Source organism: Massilia sp. BSC265 (assembly GCF_000740675.1).
In the GTDB taxonomy this organism is placed as follows: Bacteria; Pseudomonadota; Gammaproteobacteria; order Burkholderiales; family Burkholderiaceae_D; genus Telluria.
Genome location: NZ_JPXI01000019.1, coordinates 89,605 through 107,568 on the forward strand (window position 1 = coordinate 89,605; position 17,964 = coordinate 107,568).

At 66.3% G+C, this 17,964-nt stretch carries 15 protein-coding genes and 1 pseudogene; 13 read left to right on the top strand and 3 right to left on the bottom strand.

Translation table 11 applies throughout. The annotated features are described in order from the left end of the window. Positions 1-159 precede the first annotated feature (159 nt). The gene (locus MA09_RS03325) at positions 160-2,439 is read left to right on the top strand and encodes a CHASE domain-containing protein (RefSeq protein ID WP_036245476.1); all 2,280 of its coding nucleotides are present in this window, start codon (positions 160-162) and stop codon (positions 2,437-2,439) included. Positions 2,440-2,526: 87 nt separating this feature from the next. After that, on the top strand, positions 2,527-3,816 hold the full coding sequence (locus tag MA09_RS03330; protein WP_051933128.1) for a cytochrome P450: 1,290 nt from the start codon (positions 2,527-2,529) through the stop codon (positions 3,814-3,816). An 11-nt stretch (positions 3,817-3,827) separates the two neighbouring features. Here MA09_RS03330 and MA09_RS03335 read toward each other — a convergent pair whose 3' ends face one another. Next, positions 3,828-5,744, bottom strand: a complete 1,917-nt coding sequence (locus tag MA09_RS03335) for a diguanylate cyclase domain-containing protein (RefSeq protein WP_036245478.1) — start codon at positions 5,742-5,744, stop codon at positions 3,828-3,830. Here MA09_RS03335 and MA09_RS24430 point away from each other — a divergent pair. From MA09_RS24430 to MA09_RS03350, 4 genes are all read left to right on the top strand, one after another. Next, complete coding sequence (locus MA09_RS24430) at positions 5,743-5,925, top strand: hypothetical protein (protein WP_152594541.1); 183 nt, start codon at positions 5,743-5,745, stop codon at positions 5,923-5,925. The genes MA09_RS03335 and MA09_RS24430 overlap by 2 nt on opposite strands. Positions 5,926-6,014: 89 nt before the next feature. Further along, complete coding sequence (locus MA09_RS03340) at positions 6,015-6,395, top strand: YbaN family protein (protein WP_036245480.1); 381 nt, start codon at positions 6,015-6,017, stop codon at positions 6,393-6,395. Positions 6,396-6,463: 68 nt separating this feature from the next. Continuing rightward, complete coding sequence (locus MA09_RS03345) at positions 6,464-6,949, top strand: Rrf2 family transcriptional regulator (protein ID WP_036245481.1); 486 nt, start codon at positions 6,464-6,466, stop codon at positions 6,947-6,949. Then, positions 6,924-7,826 carry an NAD(P)/FAD-dependent oxidoreductase gene (locus tag MA09_RS03350; RefSeq protein ID WP_036245483.1) on the top strand — a complete coding sequence of 301 codons (903 nt, stop codon included), beginning with the start codon at positions 6,924-6,926 and terminating at the stop codon, positions 7,824-7,826. The genes MA09_RS03345 and MA09_RS03350 overlap by 26 nt, the downstream gene beginning before the upstream one ends. 18 nt (positions 7,827-7,844) lie before the next feature. Here MA09_RS03350 and MA09_RS03355 read toward each other — a convergent pair whose 3' ends face one another. Next, complete coding sequence (locus MA09_RS03355) at positions 7,845-8,249, bottom strand: hypothetical protein (RefSeq protein WP_036245484.1); 405 nt, start codon at positions 8,247-8,249, stop codon at positions 7,845-7,847. 228 nt (positions 8,250-8,477) lie between these two features. Here MA09_RS03355 and MA09_RS03360 point away from each other — a divergent pair, with 228 nt between their 5' ends. Both MA09_RS03360 and MA09_RS03365 read left to right on the top strand, forming a co-directional pair. After that, positions 8,478-9,440: a ribonuclease Z gene (locus tag MA09_RS03360; protein ID WP_036245485.1), complete on the top strand. Its 963-nt coding sequence runs from the start codon at positions 8,478-8,480 to the stop codon at positions 9,438-9,440. A gap of 32 nt (positions 9,441-9,472) precedes the next feature. Next, complete coding sequence (locus MA09_RS03365; protein ID WP_036245486.1) at positions 9,473-9,784, top strand: hypothetical protein; 312 nt, start codon at positions 9,473-9,475, stop codon at positions 9,782-9,784. A gap of 192 nt (positions 9,785-9,976) precedes the next feature. Here MA09_RS03365 and MA09_RS03370 read toward each other — a convergent pair whose 3' ends face one another. Next, positions 9,977-10,870, bottom strand: coding sequence for a LysR family transcriptional regulator (locus tag MA09_RS03370; protein WP_036245487.1), 894 nt, complete (start codon positions 10,868-10,870; stop codon positions 9,977-9,979). Between the two features lie 103 nt (positions 10,871-10,973). Between MA09_RS03370 and MA09_RS03375 the strand changes: the two genes are divergently transcribed. The 5 genes and pseudogenes from MA09_RS03375 to MA09_RS03395 all read left to right on the top strand — a co-directional run. Next, complete coding sequence (locus tag MA09_RS03375; protein ID WP_036245491.1) at positions 10,974-11,579, top strand: glutathione S-transferase family protein; 606 nt, start codon at positions 10,974-10,976, stop codon at positions 11,577-11,579. A gap of 6 nt (positions 11,580-11,585) precedes the next feature. Beyond that, positions 11,586-12,482, top strand: a complete 897-nt coding sequence (locus MA09_RS03380) for a pyridoxamine 5'-phosphate oxidase family protein (protein WP_036245492.1) — start codon at positions 11,586-11,588, stop codon at positions 12,480-12,482. Positions 12,483-12,629: 147 nt separating this feature from the next. Next, the gene (locus MA09_RS03385) at positions 12,630-14,144 is read left to right on the top strand and encodes an L-lactate permease (protein ID WP_036245493.1); all 1,515 of its coding nucleotides are present in this window, start codon (positions 12,630-12,632) and stop codon (positions 14,142-14,144) included. Positions 14,145-14,360: 216 nt separating this feature from the next. After that, on the top strand, positions 14,361-17,111 hold the full coding sequence (locus tag MA09_RS03390) for a type VI secretion system Vgr family protein (RefSeq protein WP_036245494.1): 2,751 nt from the start codon (positions 14,361-14,363) through the stop codon (positions 17,109-17,111). A 45-nt stretch (positions 17,112-17,156) separates the two neighbouring features. Next, positions 17,157-17,964, top strand: a pseudogene (locus MA09_RS03395) (hypothetical protein); the annotation flags it as partial.

The following is a 17,964-nucleotide window of genomic DNA, read 5'->3' on the forward strand; positions in this document are numbered from 1 at the left end:
GGCTGTCATAATGTTGCATCAAGTCAATTTTAAGCGATAATACATATTGCCGGATGCGCACAATGGCGTGCGCCCCGACACAGCAAGGATGCGTATCCTACCTGCTTCCGCGCGTTTCCGATCAACCAGCCCCACGGCGCCCTTCGCGCGTACGACCAGATGCCGCAGTCCCAGCGATCCGCCCAGCCCAGCCATATTCCCCTGCCCGGTTCCGGACCGATGCCGCTGCTGCTGGCCATGCTGGTGCTGCTGGTGACCCTGCTGGTCACCTTCAGCGCCTGGAGCAGCGCCAAGCGCAGCGCCGAATCGCAGCTGCTCGAGACCTTCGACTACCGCACCCGCGACATGGCCTACAGCATCAGCCGTCGCATGGCGGTATACGAACAGGTGCTGCGCGGCGCGCGCGGCTACCTGCGCGGTTCGGTCGAGCTCGACCGGCGCGACTGGGCGGAGTACTACCGCGTGCTGCGCCTGGACCAGTCCTTCCCGGGCATGCAAGCGCTCGGCGTCGCCACCATCGTTCCGCGGCAGCAGCTGGCGGCGCACGAAGCGGCCATGCGGCGCCAGGGCCATCCCGACTACGCGGTGCGCCCGGAAGATCCACGCGAGCTCTATACCTCGATCACCCACATCGAGCCCTTCGGCGGACGCAACCTGCGGGCCTTCGGTTTCGACATGTTCAGCGAACCGGTGCGCCGCGCCGCCATGGAGCGCGCGCGCGACGGCGGCCAGGCCGCACTCAGCGGCAAGGTGGTGCTGGTGCAGGAAGGCGTGGCGCACGAGGGACCGGCCAGCCAGCAGGCCGGCGCCCTGATGTACCTGCCGGTGTACCGCGGCGGCGAGCTGGCCGGCACCGTCGACCAGCGCCGCAAGGCCATCGTCGGCTGGGTCTACGCGCCCTTCCGCATGAACGACCTGATGCGCGGGCTCGGCGGCGCTCACTCGACCGACCTCGACATCGAGATCCACGACGGCGACCCGGCCGGGGCGGCCAGCCTTCTGTTCCGCTCGCCGAACGCAGCCAACCACAACCCACGGCTGCGCGCCAGCGCCCAGATCGTGCCGGGCGGGCGCACCTGGACCATCATCATGCGCTCGAGCACCGCCCTCGAGAACAGCCTCGACACCACGCGCCCGCGGCTGGTGGCCGTCACCGGCATCGGCCTGAGCGTCCTGATCAGCCTGGTGGTCTGGCTGCTGGCCAGCGAACGACGCCGCGCGCTGCAGCTGGCGCATGGCATGACGCTGGAGCTGCGCCGGTCGCACGACCGGGTTGCCAGCGAGCAGAAGCGCATCCAGGTCATCCTCGAGAACGCGCCGGACGCCTTCGTCGCCGTCGACGCCCGCGGCTGCATCACCGACTGGAACGCCCAGGCCAGCCGCCTGTTCGGCTGGAGCGCCGGCCAGGCCATCGGCCGCGAAATACAGGAGCTGCTGCCCGCGGAAAGCCGCGCCGCTTTCCGCGCCGGCTACGCGTCCTTCGCGCGCAGCGGGCAATGCGCAATGACGGGAGCGCCAACCGAACTGCAGGTAGCCGAGCGCAACGGGCGCCGCATCCCCGCCGAAGTGACGGTGGCGGTGATGCCGATGGGTGAAGGCTTCGGCGCCACCGCCTTTGTCCGCGACATTACCCAGCGCAAGGAAGCGGAAGCGCGCGAGCAGCAGCGCCAGCACGGCCTCGACGAGGCCCGCAATGCCCTGGCGCGGGCCCACAAGCTGGAAGCGGTGGGCAAGCTCACCGGCGGCGTGGCGCACGACTTCAACAACATCCTGCACATCATCAGCGCCAACGTGCAGCTCATGCTGCGCGCCGACAGCGGCCAACGCAAGCGCCTGCTCAGCATCCTCGACGCGGTGGAGCGCGGCGCCAAGCTGGCCAACCAGTTGCTTGCCTTCGCGCGGCGCCAGCCGCTGCACCCGCTCGAGGTCCACGTGGACGGACTGCTCGAACGCATGGACAGCCTGGTGCAGCGCGCGGCGGGCGACCAGATCGCGCTGGACAAGCGCATCCCGCCCGGGCTCTGGCCGGTGCTGGTGGACCCGAACCAGCTCGAGAACGTGCTGCTCAACCTGGTCATCAACGCACGCGACGCGATGGAGGGCCAGGGCCGCATCGTGCTGGAACTGGGCAACGTGCAGGTGCAGGACGACCCGGTGCTGGCGCCGGGCGACTACGTGACCGTGGCGGTCGCCGACACCGGGCAGGGCATGCCCCAGGACGTGATGGAGCGCGCCTTCGAGCCCTTCTTCACCACCAAGCCCGAAGGCAAGGGCACCGGCCTGGGCCTGTCGATGGCGCACGGCTTCGCGCGCCAGAGCGGCGGCGACATCCGCCTTGCGAGCACGCCCGGCAAGGGCACGACGGTGACGATCTTTTTGCCGCGGTACATGGCGGCCACGCATGTAAGCATCGGAAACGAGGCGGCCACGCCACATTGAGATGCTGCCCCGGGGCGCGCCGCCAAATCGTGCGCTCGAATCGACGTGCTACATTGGGCCTGCCTGAACCCGACCCAGGAGCCCAGAGTGTCTTTTTCCGACAATCAGTCTCTCCATGTTCCCGTCGAACAGGGCGTGCCGCGCACCAGGTCCTTGGACAGCACGCTCAAGCTGCTCTCCGAAGGCTATCCCTTTTTCCAGCGCCGCTGCGCCGAACTGGACACCGACGTCTTCACCACCCGCCTGATGGGCCGGCGCGCCGTCTGCGTGAGCGGCCACGAGGCCGCGCGCATGTTCTGGCAGCCGAACCGCTTCACGCGGCGCGGCGCCATCCCGCCGACCACCCTGATGCTGCTGCAGGACGTCGGCAGCGCCCAGACGCTCGACGGCGAAGACCACCGCCACCGCAAGGCGATGATGATGTCGCTGCAGACCCCGGGCGACCGCGCGCGCATGGTGACGATCGCGCAGGAGGAGTGGCGCGCCCACTTCGCGCGCTGGCCGACCCTGCGGCGCGTGACCCTGTTCGACGAGACCGAAAGCGTGCTGTGCGCCGCCGCCTGCCGCTGGGCCGGCATCCCGCCCTCGCACATCGACCGTCCGCGCCTCGCGCAGGAGTTCTCCGCCATGATCGACGGCGCCGGCAATGTGTTCCGGCGCACGATGCGGGGCCTGCTGCTGCGCCGCCGCACCGAAGCCTGGGCCAAGGGCCTGATCGAGGCGGTGCGCGCCGGGCAGGTGGCGCCGGAACCAGGCAGCCCCCTCGCCGTGATCGCCCGCCACCGCGATCGCGACGAACAGCCGCTGGGGGTGGACATCGCCGCCAACGAACTGATCAACGTGCTGCGTCCCGTGGTGGCGGTGGCGCGCTTCATCGTCTTCGGCGCCCACGCGATGCACGAGTACCCCGAATGGCGCCCGCGCATCGCCACCGGCGACGACGCGGCGCTTACCGCCTTTGCCCAGGAGGTGAGGCGCTGCTATCCCTTCTTTCCCGCGGTGGGCGGGCGGGTGCTGAATGCCTTCGTGTGGCGCGGCCTGCATTTCGCCGAAGGTACCTGGGTGCTGTTCGACATGCACGGCACCAACCACGACCCGCGGCTGTGGCCGGAGCCGCAGCGCTTCAAGCCGGAGCGCTTCATGGCCTGGCAGAGCGACAGCTTCGACCTGGTCCCGCAAGGCGGGGGCGACTACCTGACGGGGCACCGCTGCCCGGGCGAAGCGATGACGGTGGACTTGGTGAAGACGGCGCTGCACCTGCTGGCCTCGGAAGTGGTGTACACGGTGCCGAGGCAGGACCTGAGCATCGACCTGTCGCGCATGCCGACCGGGCCGGCGAGCCGCTTCCAGATCGAGGTGGCGCCGCCGGTGCGCTGAGGGGCGCCCCGTCAAGCCTGCCTGTGCAGGGGCGGTTCGATCCGGTGCGCACTCGAGACTCGGTTGCGCCCGTGCGACTTGGCCTCATACATGGCCAGGTCGGCCGCCCGCAGCAGCTCCTCGGCATCCGTTCCGTCGTCCGGGAACATCGCCACACCCAGGCTGCCCGAGATGCGGTGCACCAGCTCGCCGTCCTCGAACGGCTGGTTCAGCTGGTACAGGATGTTCTCCGCCACCTTGACCGCATCGGCCGGCGCATCGCAGCGCGGCAGCAGCACCACGAACTCGTCGCCGCCGACGCGCGCCAGTGTGTCGGCATCGCGCAGGCCCGCGCGCAGGCGGCGCGCCACCAGTTGCAGCAGGCGGTCGCCCACGGCGTGGCCGTGGGTGTCGTTGACCGGCTTGAACCTGTCGAGGTCGAAGTAGATCAGCGCCACCTTGTGCCCGTGGCGGCTGGCCGCACGGATCGCCTGGCGCAAGCGGTCGTCCAGCAGCACGCGGTTCGGCAGGCCGGTGAGCGCATCCTCGTGTGCCATGCGGCGCATGCGCACTTCTTCGAGCTTGCGCGCGTCGATGTTGGAGAAGGTGCCCACCATGCGCATCGGCTGGCCCAGTTCGTCGCGCTCGCTGATGGTGCCGCGCGCATCGATCCAGCTCCACTGGCCATCGCGCTTGCGCACCCGGAACTCGGCCGCGAAGTCCTGGCTGCGCCCGGCCAGGTGGCTGCGCAGCTGGGCGCGCAGCTGCGGCAGGTCTTCATGGTGGACGATGGCGTCGAGCGCGCTGCCGTACCACGAGATCACCGAGCGCTCGGTATCGAGGATCATCTGGGCGCGCGCCGACAGCGTGGCCAGGCCGGTGACGACATCGCAATCCCACACGCCGTCGCCGGTGGCGGTGAGCGCCAGCTTCCAGCGCGCCTCGGCCGCGGCCAGCGCCTTGAGGGCGCGGCGGCGGCGCTCGGTGGCGCCCAGCGCGGCCCAGCCCAGCAGGGTCAGCACGAGGGACACGGCGGCGCCGACCCAGGTCAGCGCGTCGCGCTGCTGGGCGAAGCGCGCCTGCGCATCCTGCACGGCTTCGCCGACCGTCACCACCATGCCGTAGTCGGACAGCTTGTGCCAGGCGTAGAGGCGCTCGACCCCGTCGAATTGCCCGAAGCGGCGGAAGCTCCCCGTCACCGGGCTGTGCGGCGAGTGCGGGTTGTCCTTCAGGACCTGTCCCATGCCATGGCTGGCGCTGCCGCGGGTGCTGCGTGCGATGATGGCGCCATCGGTGCGGATCAGGGACACCGATGCATGGGGACCGAGGTCGATGTCCTCGTAAAAGCGCACGAAGTAGTCGGGCGAGACGCCGGCGATCATCACGCCCTGCAGGCGCCCCTGTCCGTCGCGGATCGAGCGGGTGAACTGGACCGTCCAGGAATTGGTGAGCGGGCAGATCACCGGCCGGCTGACGTAGACGCGGTCGTCGCTGATCCCGAGGTGGGCCTGGTAGCCGGCCATGTTGCTCAGGTCCAGGCCTTCGTGCGCGGGAGCGGCGTTGGTATAGGCGATCTTCCCTGTCGCGTCGAGCACGGTAATGAAGATCGGCACACGGTTGCGCAGGTAGCGCGCGTTCTCGCCGACCGCCTGGGGGAAACCGGCGCGGTCGCGCTGCCAGGCGGAGCGCAGCTGGATCAGCGACAGGTCGATGATGCCGGCGGTGGCGCGCACTTCCTCGGTGAAGACGCGCGCGTAGTTGCGCAGGTCGCGCATGCTGCCGGCCTCGGCAATGGAGGCAAAGCGCGACTGTTCCACCGCCACCAGTCCCCAGACGAGGGGCAGCATGAAGGCAAGGTAGATGGCCAGGTCGCGCAGAACCCGCGGACGAAACAGGTTCGCCACGCGTGTGCGCAGGGATGGCTTGGTGGTGGGGGAAGACGTAGACATGGACGACGAGCTTGCGGCAACCGATACATGGCAAATAGAGGCGAAGCCGGGCGTCTTGCTCGCGCCCGCAAAACTCATGGATCGCGCCCGTTGTGTACGCGTCAATTATACCTACAGTTTCCGCTTGGAACTTACTGTTGACTTAAAATTTGACGATTTTGGCAGCTGCGCGCCACAATGAAACAATATTTCATTTTTAACATTAAATTGAAATGCTATTTCATCCAGGATGCCTGCACGGCCTGTCATGACACATGCTAGAGTGACATCATGAAACTGTTTTATAACGTGGCCGGTGCGCTGGCGGTGCTGCTGGGGATCCTGGGGCTGTTCCTGCCCCTGCTTCCGACCACGCCCTTCCTGCTGCTGGCCTCCTGGTGCTTCGCCCGCGGCTCGGATCGCCTGCACCGCTGGCTGTTGTCGCACCGCGTGTTCGGCGAATACCTGCGCAATTTCGAAGCCGGCCGCGGCATCCCGCTGAAGGCCAAGATCCTCGCCACGACGATGCTGTGGGGGTCCCTGATGCTGGCGATGCCCCGTTTCGACAGCCCGGCCATCCCCGCCGTGCTGGTGCTCACGGGCGCCTGCGTCAGCGTCTACCTGTGGCGCTTCCTCCCCACCCTGCGCCTGGACCGTTCCGCACAGCGCTAGTCACGCCTCCACCGCCGTTTTTACGCGCCGCGCTGCACCTCGTCCAAATTTGTACTATCATTAGTTACATGAGACGCGACAGCAAACTATCTTCCGTGCTCCACGTGCTCCTGCACCTGGCCCACAGCGACCATCCGATGACCTCGGAAGAAATGGCCCGCTTCCTCGACACCAACCCCGTGCTGGTGCGCCGCGTGCTGGCTGGCCTGCGCGAGCGCGGCTACATCAGCTCGAACCGCGGCCACGGCGGCGGCTGGAGCATCACCTGCGACCTCGCCAGGGTGACGCTGCGCGACATCTACGACGCCGTCGGTTCTCCCCCCTTCTTTGCCATGGGCAACCGCAGCGAAAAGACTTCCTGCCTGGTCGAGCAGAGCGTCAACGCCGCCCTGGGCGAGGCTTTCGACGAAGCGGAAGCCCTGCTGCTGCGCCAGCTCGGCCACGTGAGCCTGGCCGACCTGTCGCAGGACTTCAACCGCCGCTTCGAGGAATTCAAACGCACCCATCCCCACGACACGAGGTTCCATCATGAACATGAGCACAACGCAGTATGACGCCATCGTCATCGGCGGCAGCTATGCCGGCCTGTCCGCCGCCCTGCAACTGGCGAGAGCCCGGCGGCGGGTAGCGGTGATCGACGCCGGCCAGCGCCGCAACCGCTTCGCCAGCGAGTCGCACGGCTTCCTCACCCGGGATGGCCAGATGGCCGCCGCCATCGCCGAGGCAGGCCGCGCCGACGTGGCCGCCTACTCCACCGTCCGGTGGATCGATGGCAGCGCGCTGGATGCGCGCCCGAGCGGCGACGGCTTCACGGTCGACCTCGACGGCGCACGACAGGTGCACGCCCGCCGCCTGGTGCTGGCCACCGGCGTGCGCGACGAACTGCCGCCCATCGAGGGCCTGGCCGAGCGCTGGGGCCGCAGCGTCTTCCACTGCCCCTACTGCCATGGTTACGAGCTGCAGCAGGGCGCGATCGGCATCCTTGCCAATGACGAAATGGCCTTCCACCAGGCGATGCTGCTGCCCGACTGGGGCAGCGTAACCCTGTTCACCAACGGACGCTACACCCCGGACGCCGAGCAGCGCGCCGCCATGGCGGCGCGCGGCGTGGTCGCCATCGACGACACGCCGGTCGTGCGCATCGAGGATGCCGCCACCGTCGTGCTGGCGGACGGCCGCCGCATCCCCCATGCGGGCCTGTTCACCTACGGCCGCCTGCACATGGCGAGCCCGATCGCCGAGCAGCTCGGCTGCGAGTTCGACGAAGGCCCGCTCGGCCCCTTCATCCGCACCGACATGACCAAGCAGACCACCGTGCCCGGCGTGTTCGCCGGCGGCGACGCCACGCGGCCGGCCGGCAACGTGGCCATCGCCGTGGCCGACGGCGCCATGGCCGGCCTGGGGGCGCACCGCTCGCTGGTGTTCGGCTGAGGACGACCTCGGGGCGGATCAGGAGCAGCCGCGCCGCAGGCGCCCCTTGCTGTCGGCCGGATAGCTCAGCAGGATCGTATCGGGGCGTCCCTCGGGCATCCAGGTGAGCTGCACATCGCCCCGGTGCGAAGCGTAGCGGTGCGGGCCGACCTCTTCCAGGAAGACCCGGCGCCGGTTGTCGAATGTTGCCAGCACGTCGTGCTGGAGGTCGCTCAGCTCCAGCCGGCGGCCATTCGACAAGGCATAGGTGCCCGCGACTTCGGCGGACAGCTGGGCGCCGGTGGAAATGAAGCCGCCAGACCCACCCGCGCCTTCGCGCTGGGCGACCAGGTTGACCATGCCTCCCCCGCCGCACTCGACGGCGGACGCAAGCGGCGCGGCCAGCAGGCAGGCGGCCGCGACAAGCGGATATATGCTGCGCATGAAACCTCCTCGAGATGGATGGTGGCAGCCGCTCCACGGCGGCCGTCCTGTCACTCAGACAGCGGAATGCACGGGGAGTGCAAGCTAGGTCACGCTACTAGTTGAACGCATTGAGCGCGATCAAACACGCCGCAGATTTGATGAGGTCCTGCAAGCTGACGCCGCAATACCGGCAATTGCGGATAATGGCTGCAACGCAGCAGCCCACCACGAGAAAACGCGCAGCACATGGAAATCCAGTTCCTCGGCACCTCCTCCGGCGTACCGACCCGGTCGCGCAACATGACGGCAATCGCGATCCGCACGCGCGGCGCCCGGCACTGGTCGCTGGTCGATTGCGCGGAAGGCACGCAGCACCGGCTGCTGCGGTCGAACCTGTCGCCGATGAGCCTGCGCGCGATCTTCATCACCCACCTGCACGGCGACCACTGCTACGGCCTGCCCGGGCTGCTGGCCAGCGCGGGCATGCTCAACCGTTCAGAGCCGATGGCCATCGTCGGCCCGCCGCCGCTGCGCGGGATGATCGAATGCATCATGGAAGCGACGCAGCTGTCCCTTCCCTATGCCATCGAATGGGTGGCGGTCGACGCGCTGGCGCACACCGACATCCTGCCCGACCTGCGGGTACGCGCAACGAAGCTGTCGCACCGGATCGACTCCTACGGCTACAGCTTCACCGAGGCGGCGGTCGAGCGTAAACTCGACATCGACAAGCTGAAGCTTGGGGGGATTCCGTCCGGGCCGGCCTGGGGCGAGATCCAGCAGGGGCGCGACGTGGTGCTGCCGGACGGCCGCGCCGTGGTGGCGGAACAGTACCTGGCGCCGCCGCGCAGGTCGCGCAAGGTGATCATCGCGGGGGACAACGACACGCCGGAGCTGCTGGCGCTTGAAGCGGCGAGCGCGGACCTGCTGGTGCACGAGGCGACCTATACGGAAGCGATCCTGCGCAAGGTGGGGCCGGGGCCGCAGCACAGCTCGGCCGCGATGGTGGCGCGCGTGGCGCAGCAGGCGCAGGTGCCGAACCTCATCCTGACCCACTTCAGCCCGCGCTACCAGGATCGCGAAGGTCCTCTCACCTTGGACGATATCGAGCGCGAGGCGCGCGAGCATTACACGGGCACGCTGGCGCTGGCGCGCGACCTGGCGAGCTACGAGCTCCGGAAAGACGGCAGCATGCATCAGCTGAACTGAGCTGCTGCCCTGAGCCCGGCTACAATCCTTGCATGCCCAAGAAGACACCCATTTTCCCCGGACCGAATACCGCACGCGGCGCCGTGCTCGCCGTGCTGTTGTCGAACGAAGACCAGTTAGGTAGCGAACCGCTGCGCGGCCGCATCACCCTCGCCGCCATCGTCCGCGCGCTCAAGCGCAAGTACCACTGGCCGATCGAGACCGAAAGCTTCCCGTCCAACAGCGCGGACGGACGCGCGACCTGGGCGACGGTCTACAGCCTGCCGGCCGAGGTGATCGCGCGGGCGCTGAATGCCGGCGGGCGCGACTGGCTGAAGAGCCGGAAGGCCGGCGGCGGGCAGTAACGCTCGCTCCCGCGGCGTGCGCTACGAAACAGCGGCACAGCGCATTCTTGGCGCATCGCATGATCACGGAATGTGGTCATGCGATGCGCCAGGGCGACGACTGCGCGTTCATGAGCCGAAAGGACAGTCACACAGACGAGCCTGCTTCGCCCGCCTCCCTACCAGATGAGCAGGCGTTTTTGGCAGGCGCTCCTAATGGATGAGCTCCAGCTGCGCGAATGCTTCCACCGCAACATCCACGAAGGCGCGCACCCTCGCCGGCATGTGCCGCGCGCTCGGGAACACCAGGTGCACGGGCAGCTCCTCGCCTTCGTATGCGCCGAGCACCGGCACCAGGGACCCGGCCAGTACGTCGGGCGCCGCCTGGTAGGACAGGACGCGGGCGATGCCGAAACCTTGGCGCGCCGCGTGCAGCACGCCCTCCACGTCGTTGACCTGCAGGCGCGGCGTGAAGCGCACCACGTGCTCGCGCCCCTGCGCCCCGTAGCGCCATTCCGGCAGTCCGCGCACCGCGGTGCCCAGGATCAGCTGGTGCCTGCCCAGCTCCTCAGGCGTGGCAGGTGTCCCGTGTTGCTGCAGGTAGGCCGGGCTGGCCACCGTCATGCGCCGCACCGCGCCCAGCCGGCGCGCCACCAGGCCGGAGCTGTCGAGCGGACCGATGCGCAGCGCGAGGTCGATGCCGCCGTCGATCAGGTCCATGTTGCGGTCGTTGAGGATGAGTTCTACCTGGATGTCCGGATAACGCATCAGGAACTCGGTGACCACGGGCGCCACGTGGCGGCGCCCGAAGACCGTCGGCGCCGTCACCCGCAACAGCCCGCGCGGGGTCGCCTGCTGGTGCTCGCTGATCGCCGCCTCGTAGTCGGCGAGCAGGCGGCGCGCGCCCTCGGCCAGGCGCTGCCCTTCGCTGGTGGGGCTCAAGCGCCGCGTGCTGCGTTCGAACAGGCGCGCGCCGACGCGCTCTTCCAGCGCGGCCAATAGACGCGTCACCGCCGAGGGCGAGCGGTGCAGCCTCGAGGCGGCCGCCGCCATGCTCCCCGCCTCGAAGATGGCGAGGAAAACCTGCAGTTCATCCAGACGGTCCATCGCTATTGCGCAAATTGAAAGAGTGAATTGCGATTATGCCCCATTCCGCAATGCTCGCCACCTGTCTACGATGAGGACTCCATCAACCCTTCCTTTCACAGACATGGCTCCTTCCTCCCTCACCGTCCATGGCATGGCGCTATCCGGTCACACCCACCGCGTGGAACTGTTCCTTCACCTGCTGGGGCTGCCTTACCGCTTCATCGACGCGCCGGCCCCGGTACGCGAGAGCGCCGAGTTCCAGCGTATCAATCCGCTCGGCCAGATTCCCGTGCTGCAGGACGGCGAGCTCGTGCTGGCGGACAGCAATGCCATCCTCGTCTACCTGGCGAAACGCTACGCTCCCGGCAGCGGCTGGCTGCCGGACGATCCCGTCGAAGCGGCGCAGGTGCAGCGCTGGCTGTCGCTGGCGGCCGGAGAAATCGCCTTCGGCCCGGCAAAGGCGCGCGTCGGCGCACGCTGGGGCGACACCGGCATGCCGGCGGAGCTCATGCACAAGCTGGCGGACAAGGTGCTGGGCTTCATGGAAGCCAGCCTGGCGCGGCAAGACTTCCTGGCCGCACCAGAACCGACGCTGGCGGACCTGGCCTGCTACGCCTACATTGCGCATGCGCCGGAAGGCGGCGTCTCGCTGGCGCCCTATCCGCATGTGCGCAGCTGGATTCGGCGCATCCAGGCCCTGCCGAATTTCGTACCGATGCCGGAGTAACAGGCGATGGACGACCACCGCATCCCCGAGCCTTTCCACGCCGGTGAACTGCGCGCCCAGCAGCTGGCCGGCGGCGGCCCGGCCGGCGCGCCGATCCGCAGCCAGATGCCGGACCAGCACCGCCAGTTCTTTCCCCTGCTGCCGTTCGTGTGCGTGGCCGTGGCGGATGCGGCGGGATGGCCGATTGCGACGCTGCTGCATGGCGAACCGGGCTTCGCGTCCTCGCCGGCGCCTCGCCAGCTGCGGATCGCCGCCCTGCCCGAGCCGGGCGACCCGGCCGCTCCGCATCTTCGCCGGGGTGCGGACATCGGCATCCTCGGCATCGACCTGGGTACCCGGCGGCGCAACCGGGAAAACGGCGTGGTGGCGCAGGCGGATCGCGAAGGCGTGCTGGCGGATGTGCACCAGTCGTTCGGCAACTGCCCGAAGTACATCCGCGTGCGCCGGTTGGTTCCCGTAGAGCGGGAGCGCAGTGGCGTCGAGGCCTTCGGAGCCGAACTGCCGCCGGACGCAGTGCGCCTGATCGCGGCCTGCGAGACCATGTTCGTCGCCAGCGCCAGCGGCGGCGCGGCGCAGGACCAGGCGCGCGGCCTCGACATCTCGCACCGCGGCGGCGAGGCCGGCTTCCTGCGCCTTGGCGGCAATGTGCTCACGGTGCCCGACTATCCGGGCAACCGCTATTTCAACACCCTGGGCAACCTGCTGCTGGAACCGCGCGCCGCGCTGGTCATGGTGGACTTTGCCAGCGGTGACATACTGCAGTTGCAAGGCCGCGCCGAGATTGCGTGGCAGGACGCGGCATCGGCGGATGCGCGGGCGGAGCGGGCTTGGACCTTCAGCATCGCGCGCGGATGGTTGCGGCGCGCGGCGTTTCCACTGCGGGAAGAGAAAGTCCACCCTTGATGATGGGTGTGCGCTCTCGCGTTTGGTATGCTATTGCCGATGCGTTAACCCATCCGGCGACCGATGAGCAGATTCATGCAGCTGATAAGCGCGCGCGCATACCGCGCGCAGCGCCTTGCACCCACTGCCGGCACCGTGGACTGAGCGATGCTGGCGGCCCTTCCCATCCTGGTGGTGCTGGTCATGATGATCGGCCTGCGCGCCTCCGCCGCCCGCGCGGGCAGCGCCGGACTGGTGGCCGCCGTCATCATTGCGGTCACGGCGTTCGGCCTGGGCAGCACGGTGCTGCCCCGATGGGGCGTCGTCGGCAGCGTGGGCGGGGCGATGGCGGAGGCCACGTTTACTGCGCTCACCATCTTGTGGATCATTTTCCCGGCCCTGTGCATCCATGAGATGCAGCTGCGCACCGGCAGCATGGACGTGCTGCAGGGGGCGATGGGGCGCATCACCGGCGATCCACGCATCCTCGCCTTGTTGATCGCCTGGTTCTTCGTGCTCTTCGTCGAAGGCGCCGCCGGGTTCGGCACCTCGGTGGCACTGGCGGCGCCCTTCCTGGTGAGCGCGGGCTTCGGCCGGGTTGCGGCGGTCAGCATTGCCCTGATCGGCCACGCGGTCGGCGTGTCCTTCGGCGCGGTCGGTACGCCGCTGCTGCCGCAAGTCGCGGCCAGCGGCTTGCCGGGCCTGGCGCTGGCCGGCACCACCGCCGCCTACCATGTGCTGCTGGGCTGGATGATGCCGCTTGCCGTCATGCTGCTCGCCACGCGCGCCCTCCCTGGAGACGCGCGCATGGCGCCATCGTGGGGCTGGGCGCTGTTCGCCGCGCTGTGCTTCCTGCTTCCGTATTATGTGCTGGCGCGTTTCGTCGGCCCCGAGCTGCCCACGCTGGCCGGGGCGCTGCTGGGCGCCGCGCTGTTCGTCGCCGCGCTCAAGATCGGCCGGCGCTCCACGGCGCCTGCGGCCGCCCCGAAGGCGCCCGGCGCAGGCGCCGCGGCGGTGCTCAAGGCCGGCGCACCCTACTTGCTGCTGATCGTCCTGGTACTGGTCACGCGGCTTGTGCCGGCCATCAAAACCCAGCTGGGTTCCGTCACCCTTGCCTGGTCGTCCGGGCCATTCGGCGGCAGCATGCAGATCCTCTACCATCCGGGCACGATGCTGCTGGCCAGCTTTCTCCTGGCGGCGCTGCTGACGGGCGTTGCGCCAGGCGCGCTGGTCTCGATCATGACCGCGGTCGTCAAGCGCCTGCTGCCAGTGTGTGCCGCCCTGCTGGCGATGCTGGGCCTGTCGCGCGTCATGGTCCACGCCGGCATGATCGATGCGCTGGCCTCGAGCGCCAGCGGCGCCGGCGCCCTGTGGCCGCTGCTCGCCCCGGCCATTGGCGCCCTGGGCACCTTCGTGACCGGATCGGCAACGGCATCGAACATCCTGTTCACGGAGTTCCAGGTCGCCACCGCACGCCAGCTCGGCTTGTCGGTGCTGGGGCTCAGCGCGGCCCAGGGGTTTGGCGCGGCGGTGGGCAACATCATCTGTCCGCACAATATCGTGGCTGCCAGCGCCACCGTCAACCTGGTGGGGCGCGAAGGTGAGGTACTGCGCCGGACCGTCGTCGTGACCGTTGTGTACTGTGCGCTGGGCGGGCTGGCGGCTCTCCTGCTGTTTGCCTGAGCTTGCAGCATGAAAACGGCGTGTGGCGCCTACAGTCATAGGTCAGAAATGCCTACCCGAGTGGTGGTAGTCCAACATACCAAAAAACTAAAGACTTGAAGCGTGTCAACGTCACGCTTACTCCGAGTTTTACCATCGATCATTGTTCACACCGCACCGCCGCTCACGAACCAGCAAAATAAGATTAGCGCCAACACCCCAGACAGGAAGCTTCTAATGGACCTGAAGGATTTAATACAGGCATTCGCCGGCTTGTCTGAAGCGAAGCGTCCCATCCGGTTGCGGCTATCGCAAGAGAAGCAGGTGCTGGACGATGTCTTGCTGGTCAAACGCGTTGCGGGAAATGAAACGCTATGCGGCGGACTGGAATACCGACTTCTATGCGTATCGACACGTTCTGATTTGCCTTTGAAGGAGTTCATCGCACTGCCGGTTGAGCTCCAGTTCGTGACGGACCGCGGGGACGTGCGCGCCGTGTGCGGAATAGTCGCGCAAGCGGCTGCCGGCCAAAGTGATGGCGGTCTGGCGACCTACGAGTTGGTGATGCGCGATGCGTTAGCTTTGATGGAGTATCGCACCAACACCCGCGTCTTCCGCAATCAGAATGAACTGGATATCACCGAAGTCATTCTGCGTGAGTGGCGACAGAACAATTCGGTGCTGGCCAAAGCCTTTGATGTGGACTGGTCACATGTAAAGGGGACCTATCCCACTCGAGAATTCACGATGCAGCACAACGAGTCCGACGCCGCCTTTCTGCGACGGTTATGGAAACGGCGTGGCATCGCGTGGTTCATGCGGCCGGGACAAGCTAGCCAGTCGCAAAGTCAGAACATCCCCGCCCACGCCCTGGTGCTTTTCGACGACGCATACGCTCTACCGCAAAACGCCGCGGGCGCCGTGCGCTATCACCGTGATGGGAGCACGGAGGATGCGGATACCGTTACCGCATGGAGTCCGGTGCGCACACTCAAACCGGGCAATGTCACCCGCCAAAGCTGGGATTACAAGCAAGCCCGCTATATGGCCAGTAACGCGCCCTCCTGTATAGATCAGGGGACGACGGGTAACCAGTTCGCGATCGGTCTTGATGATTACTTGATCGATGTACCGCATGCTGGGAAGGATCACGACGACTACCGGCAACTCGGCGAAATGCGCATGAAGCGCCATGAGTACGAATCCAAGTGCTTCTATGGCGAAGGCAGTGTGCGCGCCTTGTGTGTTGGGGAGTGGATTGCCCTGACCGGCCATCACGAAATCGACTCCCATCCGCCGAAAGAACGAGAGTTCATCGTCACACGCTTGGAAGTTGATGCCGAAAACAACCTGCCCAAGACCGTCGACGAGCAGGTGCGGCGCCTGTTTGCCCTCAACCGCTGGGACGAAAGACCGTCCAGCAACGCTCTACAGCAAGCCAGCGAAGAGCGCGGCATGCGTTACACCAATCGCTTTTCTTGCGTGCGTCGTGGCATTCCGATTGTTCCCGCTTTCGACCCCCGTGCCGATTTGCCGCGCCCACAGCTGCAAAGCGCAATTGTGGTCGGCCCGGCCAGCGAAGAAGTGCATTGCGACGAATATGGCCGCGTCAAGGTGCGTTTTCCCAGTACCAAGCCGCAAGACCACAGCCATGCGCAAGGTGCCGGCGCCAGTGACAGTGACTCGGATTCTGCTTGGGTACGTGTCGCCAGCACTTGGGCCAGCAATCACTGGGGAACAATTACCCTTCCCCGTGTGGGCGATGAGGTCATCGTCGATTTTCTAGGCGGGGACCCTGACAAGCCCATTATCGTGGCGCAGGTTTACGGCGGCACAACCAAGCCACCTTCATTCAGCCATACCGGGGAACTACCCGGAAACAGGTACCTGGCTGGCATCAAGAGCAAGGAAGTGCAAGGTACCCGCTACAACCAGCTGCGGCTAGACGACACGCCAGGGCAGATCAATGCGCAGCTGTCCTCCCAGCACGGGCATAGCGAGCTGAATCTGGGATGGCTAACTCATCCCCGCAGTGACGGTAAGGGCGAGGCGCGAGGCGAAGGGGCCGAGTTGCGCAGTGATCGTGCTGTTGCGGTACGCGGCGCACAAGGCGTACTCATCACCGCCGCTGCACGCCAGCAAGCCAGTGGCAGGCAACTCGACCGCGATGAGTTGATTGGCTTGGTGGAGGCGCTGCAAGGCGTGCAGCAGTACTTGTCCGACCTGTCGACGACGCATCATGCGGACGGCACCGACGACAAAGAACTCAGTCAACTGATCGCTCATCTGAAGCGATGGGAAGCCGGCAGCAACACCGAGGTCGACAGCACCGGCGCCGGGGGGCAACCCGTCGTGGCACTGTCCGCGCCTGCCGGCGTGGCAGTGACGAGCCAGGACAATATTGCGATCGGCTCGCAAACGCATATCGACATGGTCAGTATCGGCAATACCCAACTTTCCGTCGGCAAGAAATTGCTCGCCCGCGTATCGGAGAGTATTAGCCTGTTCGCGCACCGACTCGGCATAAAACTCATCGCCGCCAGCGGCAAGCTGGAAATGCAGACGCACGGTGATGACATCGAAGTCACGTCCGCCAAACGCATCGTGTTGACTGCAGCCGACGAAATTGTGCTGCAGGCGCCCAAACTGCGCTTCGTCGCGCAAGGTGCTCAAGTGGATATTGGTGGTGGCACCATCACGCAGCAAAGCAGTGGCGAGCACACCATCAAATCGTCGAAGTTCGCTCATATCAAACCGGGAGGCGGCAGTCCGGCTGGCATAACTTTGCCCAGGAGCGAGCTGGCGCACGATCAGCAAACCGTTCTGCGCTGGATCGGAACGGACGAGCCGATGAAGAATCAACGCTATCGCATCACGACAGAGGACGGCCGCACGTTCGAGGGGCGCACTGATGCAAGCGGGCTGACCGAGCGATTTACGAGTGCCATTCCTTTTGGACAGTACACGGTCGAAGCGCTCGACGACTGACACCGGTAATCGCAGACAAGACGATAAACGAGGCTGAAGGGCGCGATGACAACCGCTGAATACTTGTTACCCGCAAAACAAAACGATGGTGCCGCTCGGAAGGCTGAAGGTTTTGCTACACCGAAGCAGGACACGAAGCTGCAGTGCGCCAGGTTCCTCCCCAAGCGGGTTTTACCGATCGTTTTTCTGCCCGGGATCATGGGATCGAACTTGCGAATAAGCACGCAGCGGCAAGAGGAACTACATAAAAAGGACAACATTGCATGGCGGCCAGATATTCTCGGGCCAACGAATATAAGCAGTGCCTCGAATGACAGTCCAAGAGGCCGACAACTGAGGCTCGATCCGATGCAAACCACGGTGGACATTTATGATTCTGCCGGTCCAATGGACATCAGTGGAGATGGTCGGCATGGCAATGTGACACTCGACAAGAACTTTCGCTCGCCATTGCTAACCGATGACCCACCAACCACGAAAAATCCGCGTAGCGCCGTACAAAAGGCCCGGGCGCGAGGCTGGGGTGAGGTCTTTTTCAAAAGCTATGGGGAGCTGTTACAGCATCTCGAATCACGCCTCAACAATACATTCTCCGACGGTAAGCTGCGGCAGGAATGGCGTGATGTCGTGGGCGTCGATCCTCGTGTCTGGGGAAGCGATCCCAGCTTGCAGCAGTCGGCATTAACTGAAGGCGAACTCAAGAAACTCGCTACTGGCTGCTGGTTTGCTGTGTACGCGTTCGGGTACAACTGGCTGCAATCCAATGGGGACAGCGCCAGAATCATCGCAAAGCGCATCAACCAGCTGATGGACGATCTCAACCAGTCAGGCTATGAGTGCAACCAAGTGATCG

Bases quoted from the DNA above. Each gene is read 5' to 3' on its own strand.
- MA09_RS24430 (WP_152594541.1), top strand. From the start codon at position 5,743: ATGGACGACGAGCTTGCGGCAACCGATACATGGCAAATAGAGGCGAAG.
- MA09_RS03325 (WP_036245476.1), top strand. From the start codon at position 160: ATGCCGCAGTCCCAGCGATCCGCCCAGCCCAGCCATATTCCCCTGCCC.
- MA09_RS03355 (WP_036245484.1), bottom strand. From the start codon at position 8,249: ATGCGCAGCATATATCCGCTTGTCGCGGCCGCCTGCCTGCTGGCCGCG.
- MA09_RS03380 (WP_036245492.1), top strand. From the start codon at position 11,586: ATGGACGACCACCGCATCCCCGAGCCTTTCCACGCCGGTGAACTGCGC.
- MA09_RS03365 (WP_036245486.1), top strand. From the start codon at position 9,473: ATGCCCAAGAAGACACCCATTTTCCCCGGACCGAATACCGCACGCGGC.
- MA09_RS03385 (WP_036245493.1), top strand. From the start codon at position 12,630: ATGCTGGCGGCCCTTCCCATCCTGGTGGTGCTGGTCATGATGATCGGC.
- MA09_RS03340 (WP_036245480.1), top strand. From the start codon at position 6,015: ATGAAACTGTTTTATAACGTGGCCGGTGCGCTGGCGGTGCTGCTGGGG.
- MA09_RS03335 (WP_036245478.1), bottom strand. From the start codon at position 5,744: ATGTCTACGTCTTCCCCCACCACCAAGCCATCCCTGCGCACACGCGTG.
- MA09_RS03345 (WP_036245481.1), top strand. From the start codon at position 6,464: ATGAGACGCGACAGCAAACTATCTTCCGTGCTCCACGTGCTCCTGCAC.
- MA09_RS03370 (WP_036245487.1), bottom strand. From the start codon at position 10,870: ATGGACCGTCTGGATGAACTGCAGGTTTTCCTCGCCATCTTCGAGGCG.
- MA09_RS03350 (WP_036245483.1), top strand. From the start codon at position 6,924: ATGAACATGAGCACAACGCAGTATGACGCCATCGTCATCGGCGGCAGC.
- MA09_RS03375 (WP_036245491.1), top strand. From the start codon at position 10,974: ATGGCTCCTTCCTCCCTCACCGTCCATGGCATGGCGCTATCCGGTCAC.
- MA09_RS03360 (WP_036245485.1), top strand. From the start codon at position 8,478: ATGGAAATCCAGTTCCTCGGCACCTCCTCCGGCGTACCGACCCGGTCG.
- MA09_RS03390 (WP_036245494.1), top strand. From the start codon at position 14,361: ATGGACCTGAAGGATTTAATACAGGCATTCGCCGGCTTGTCTGAAGCG.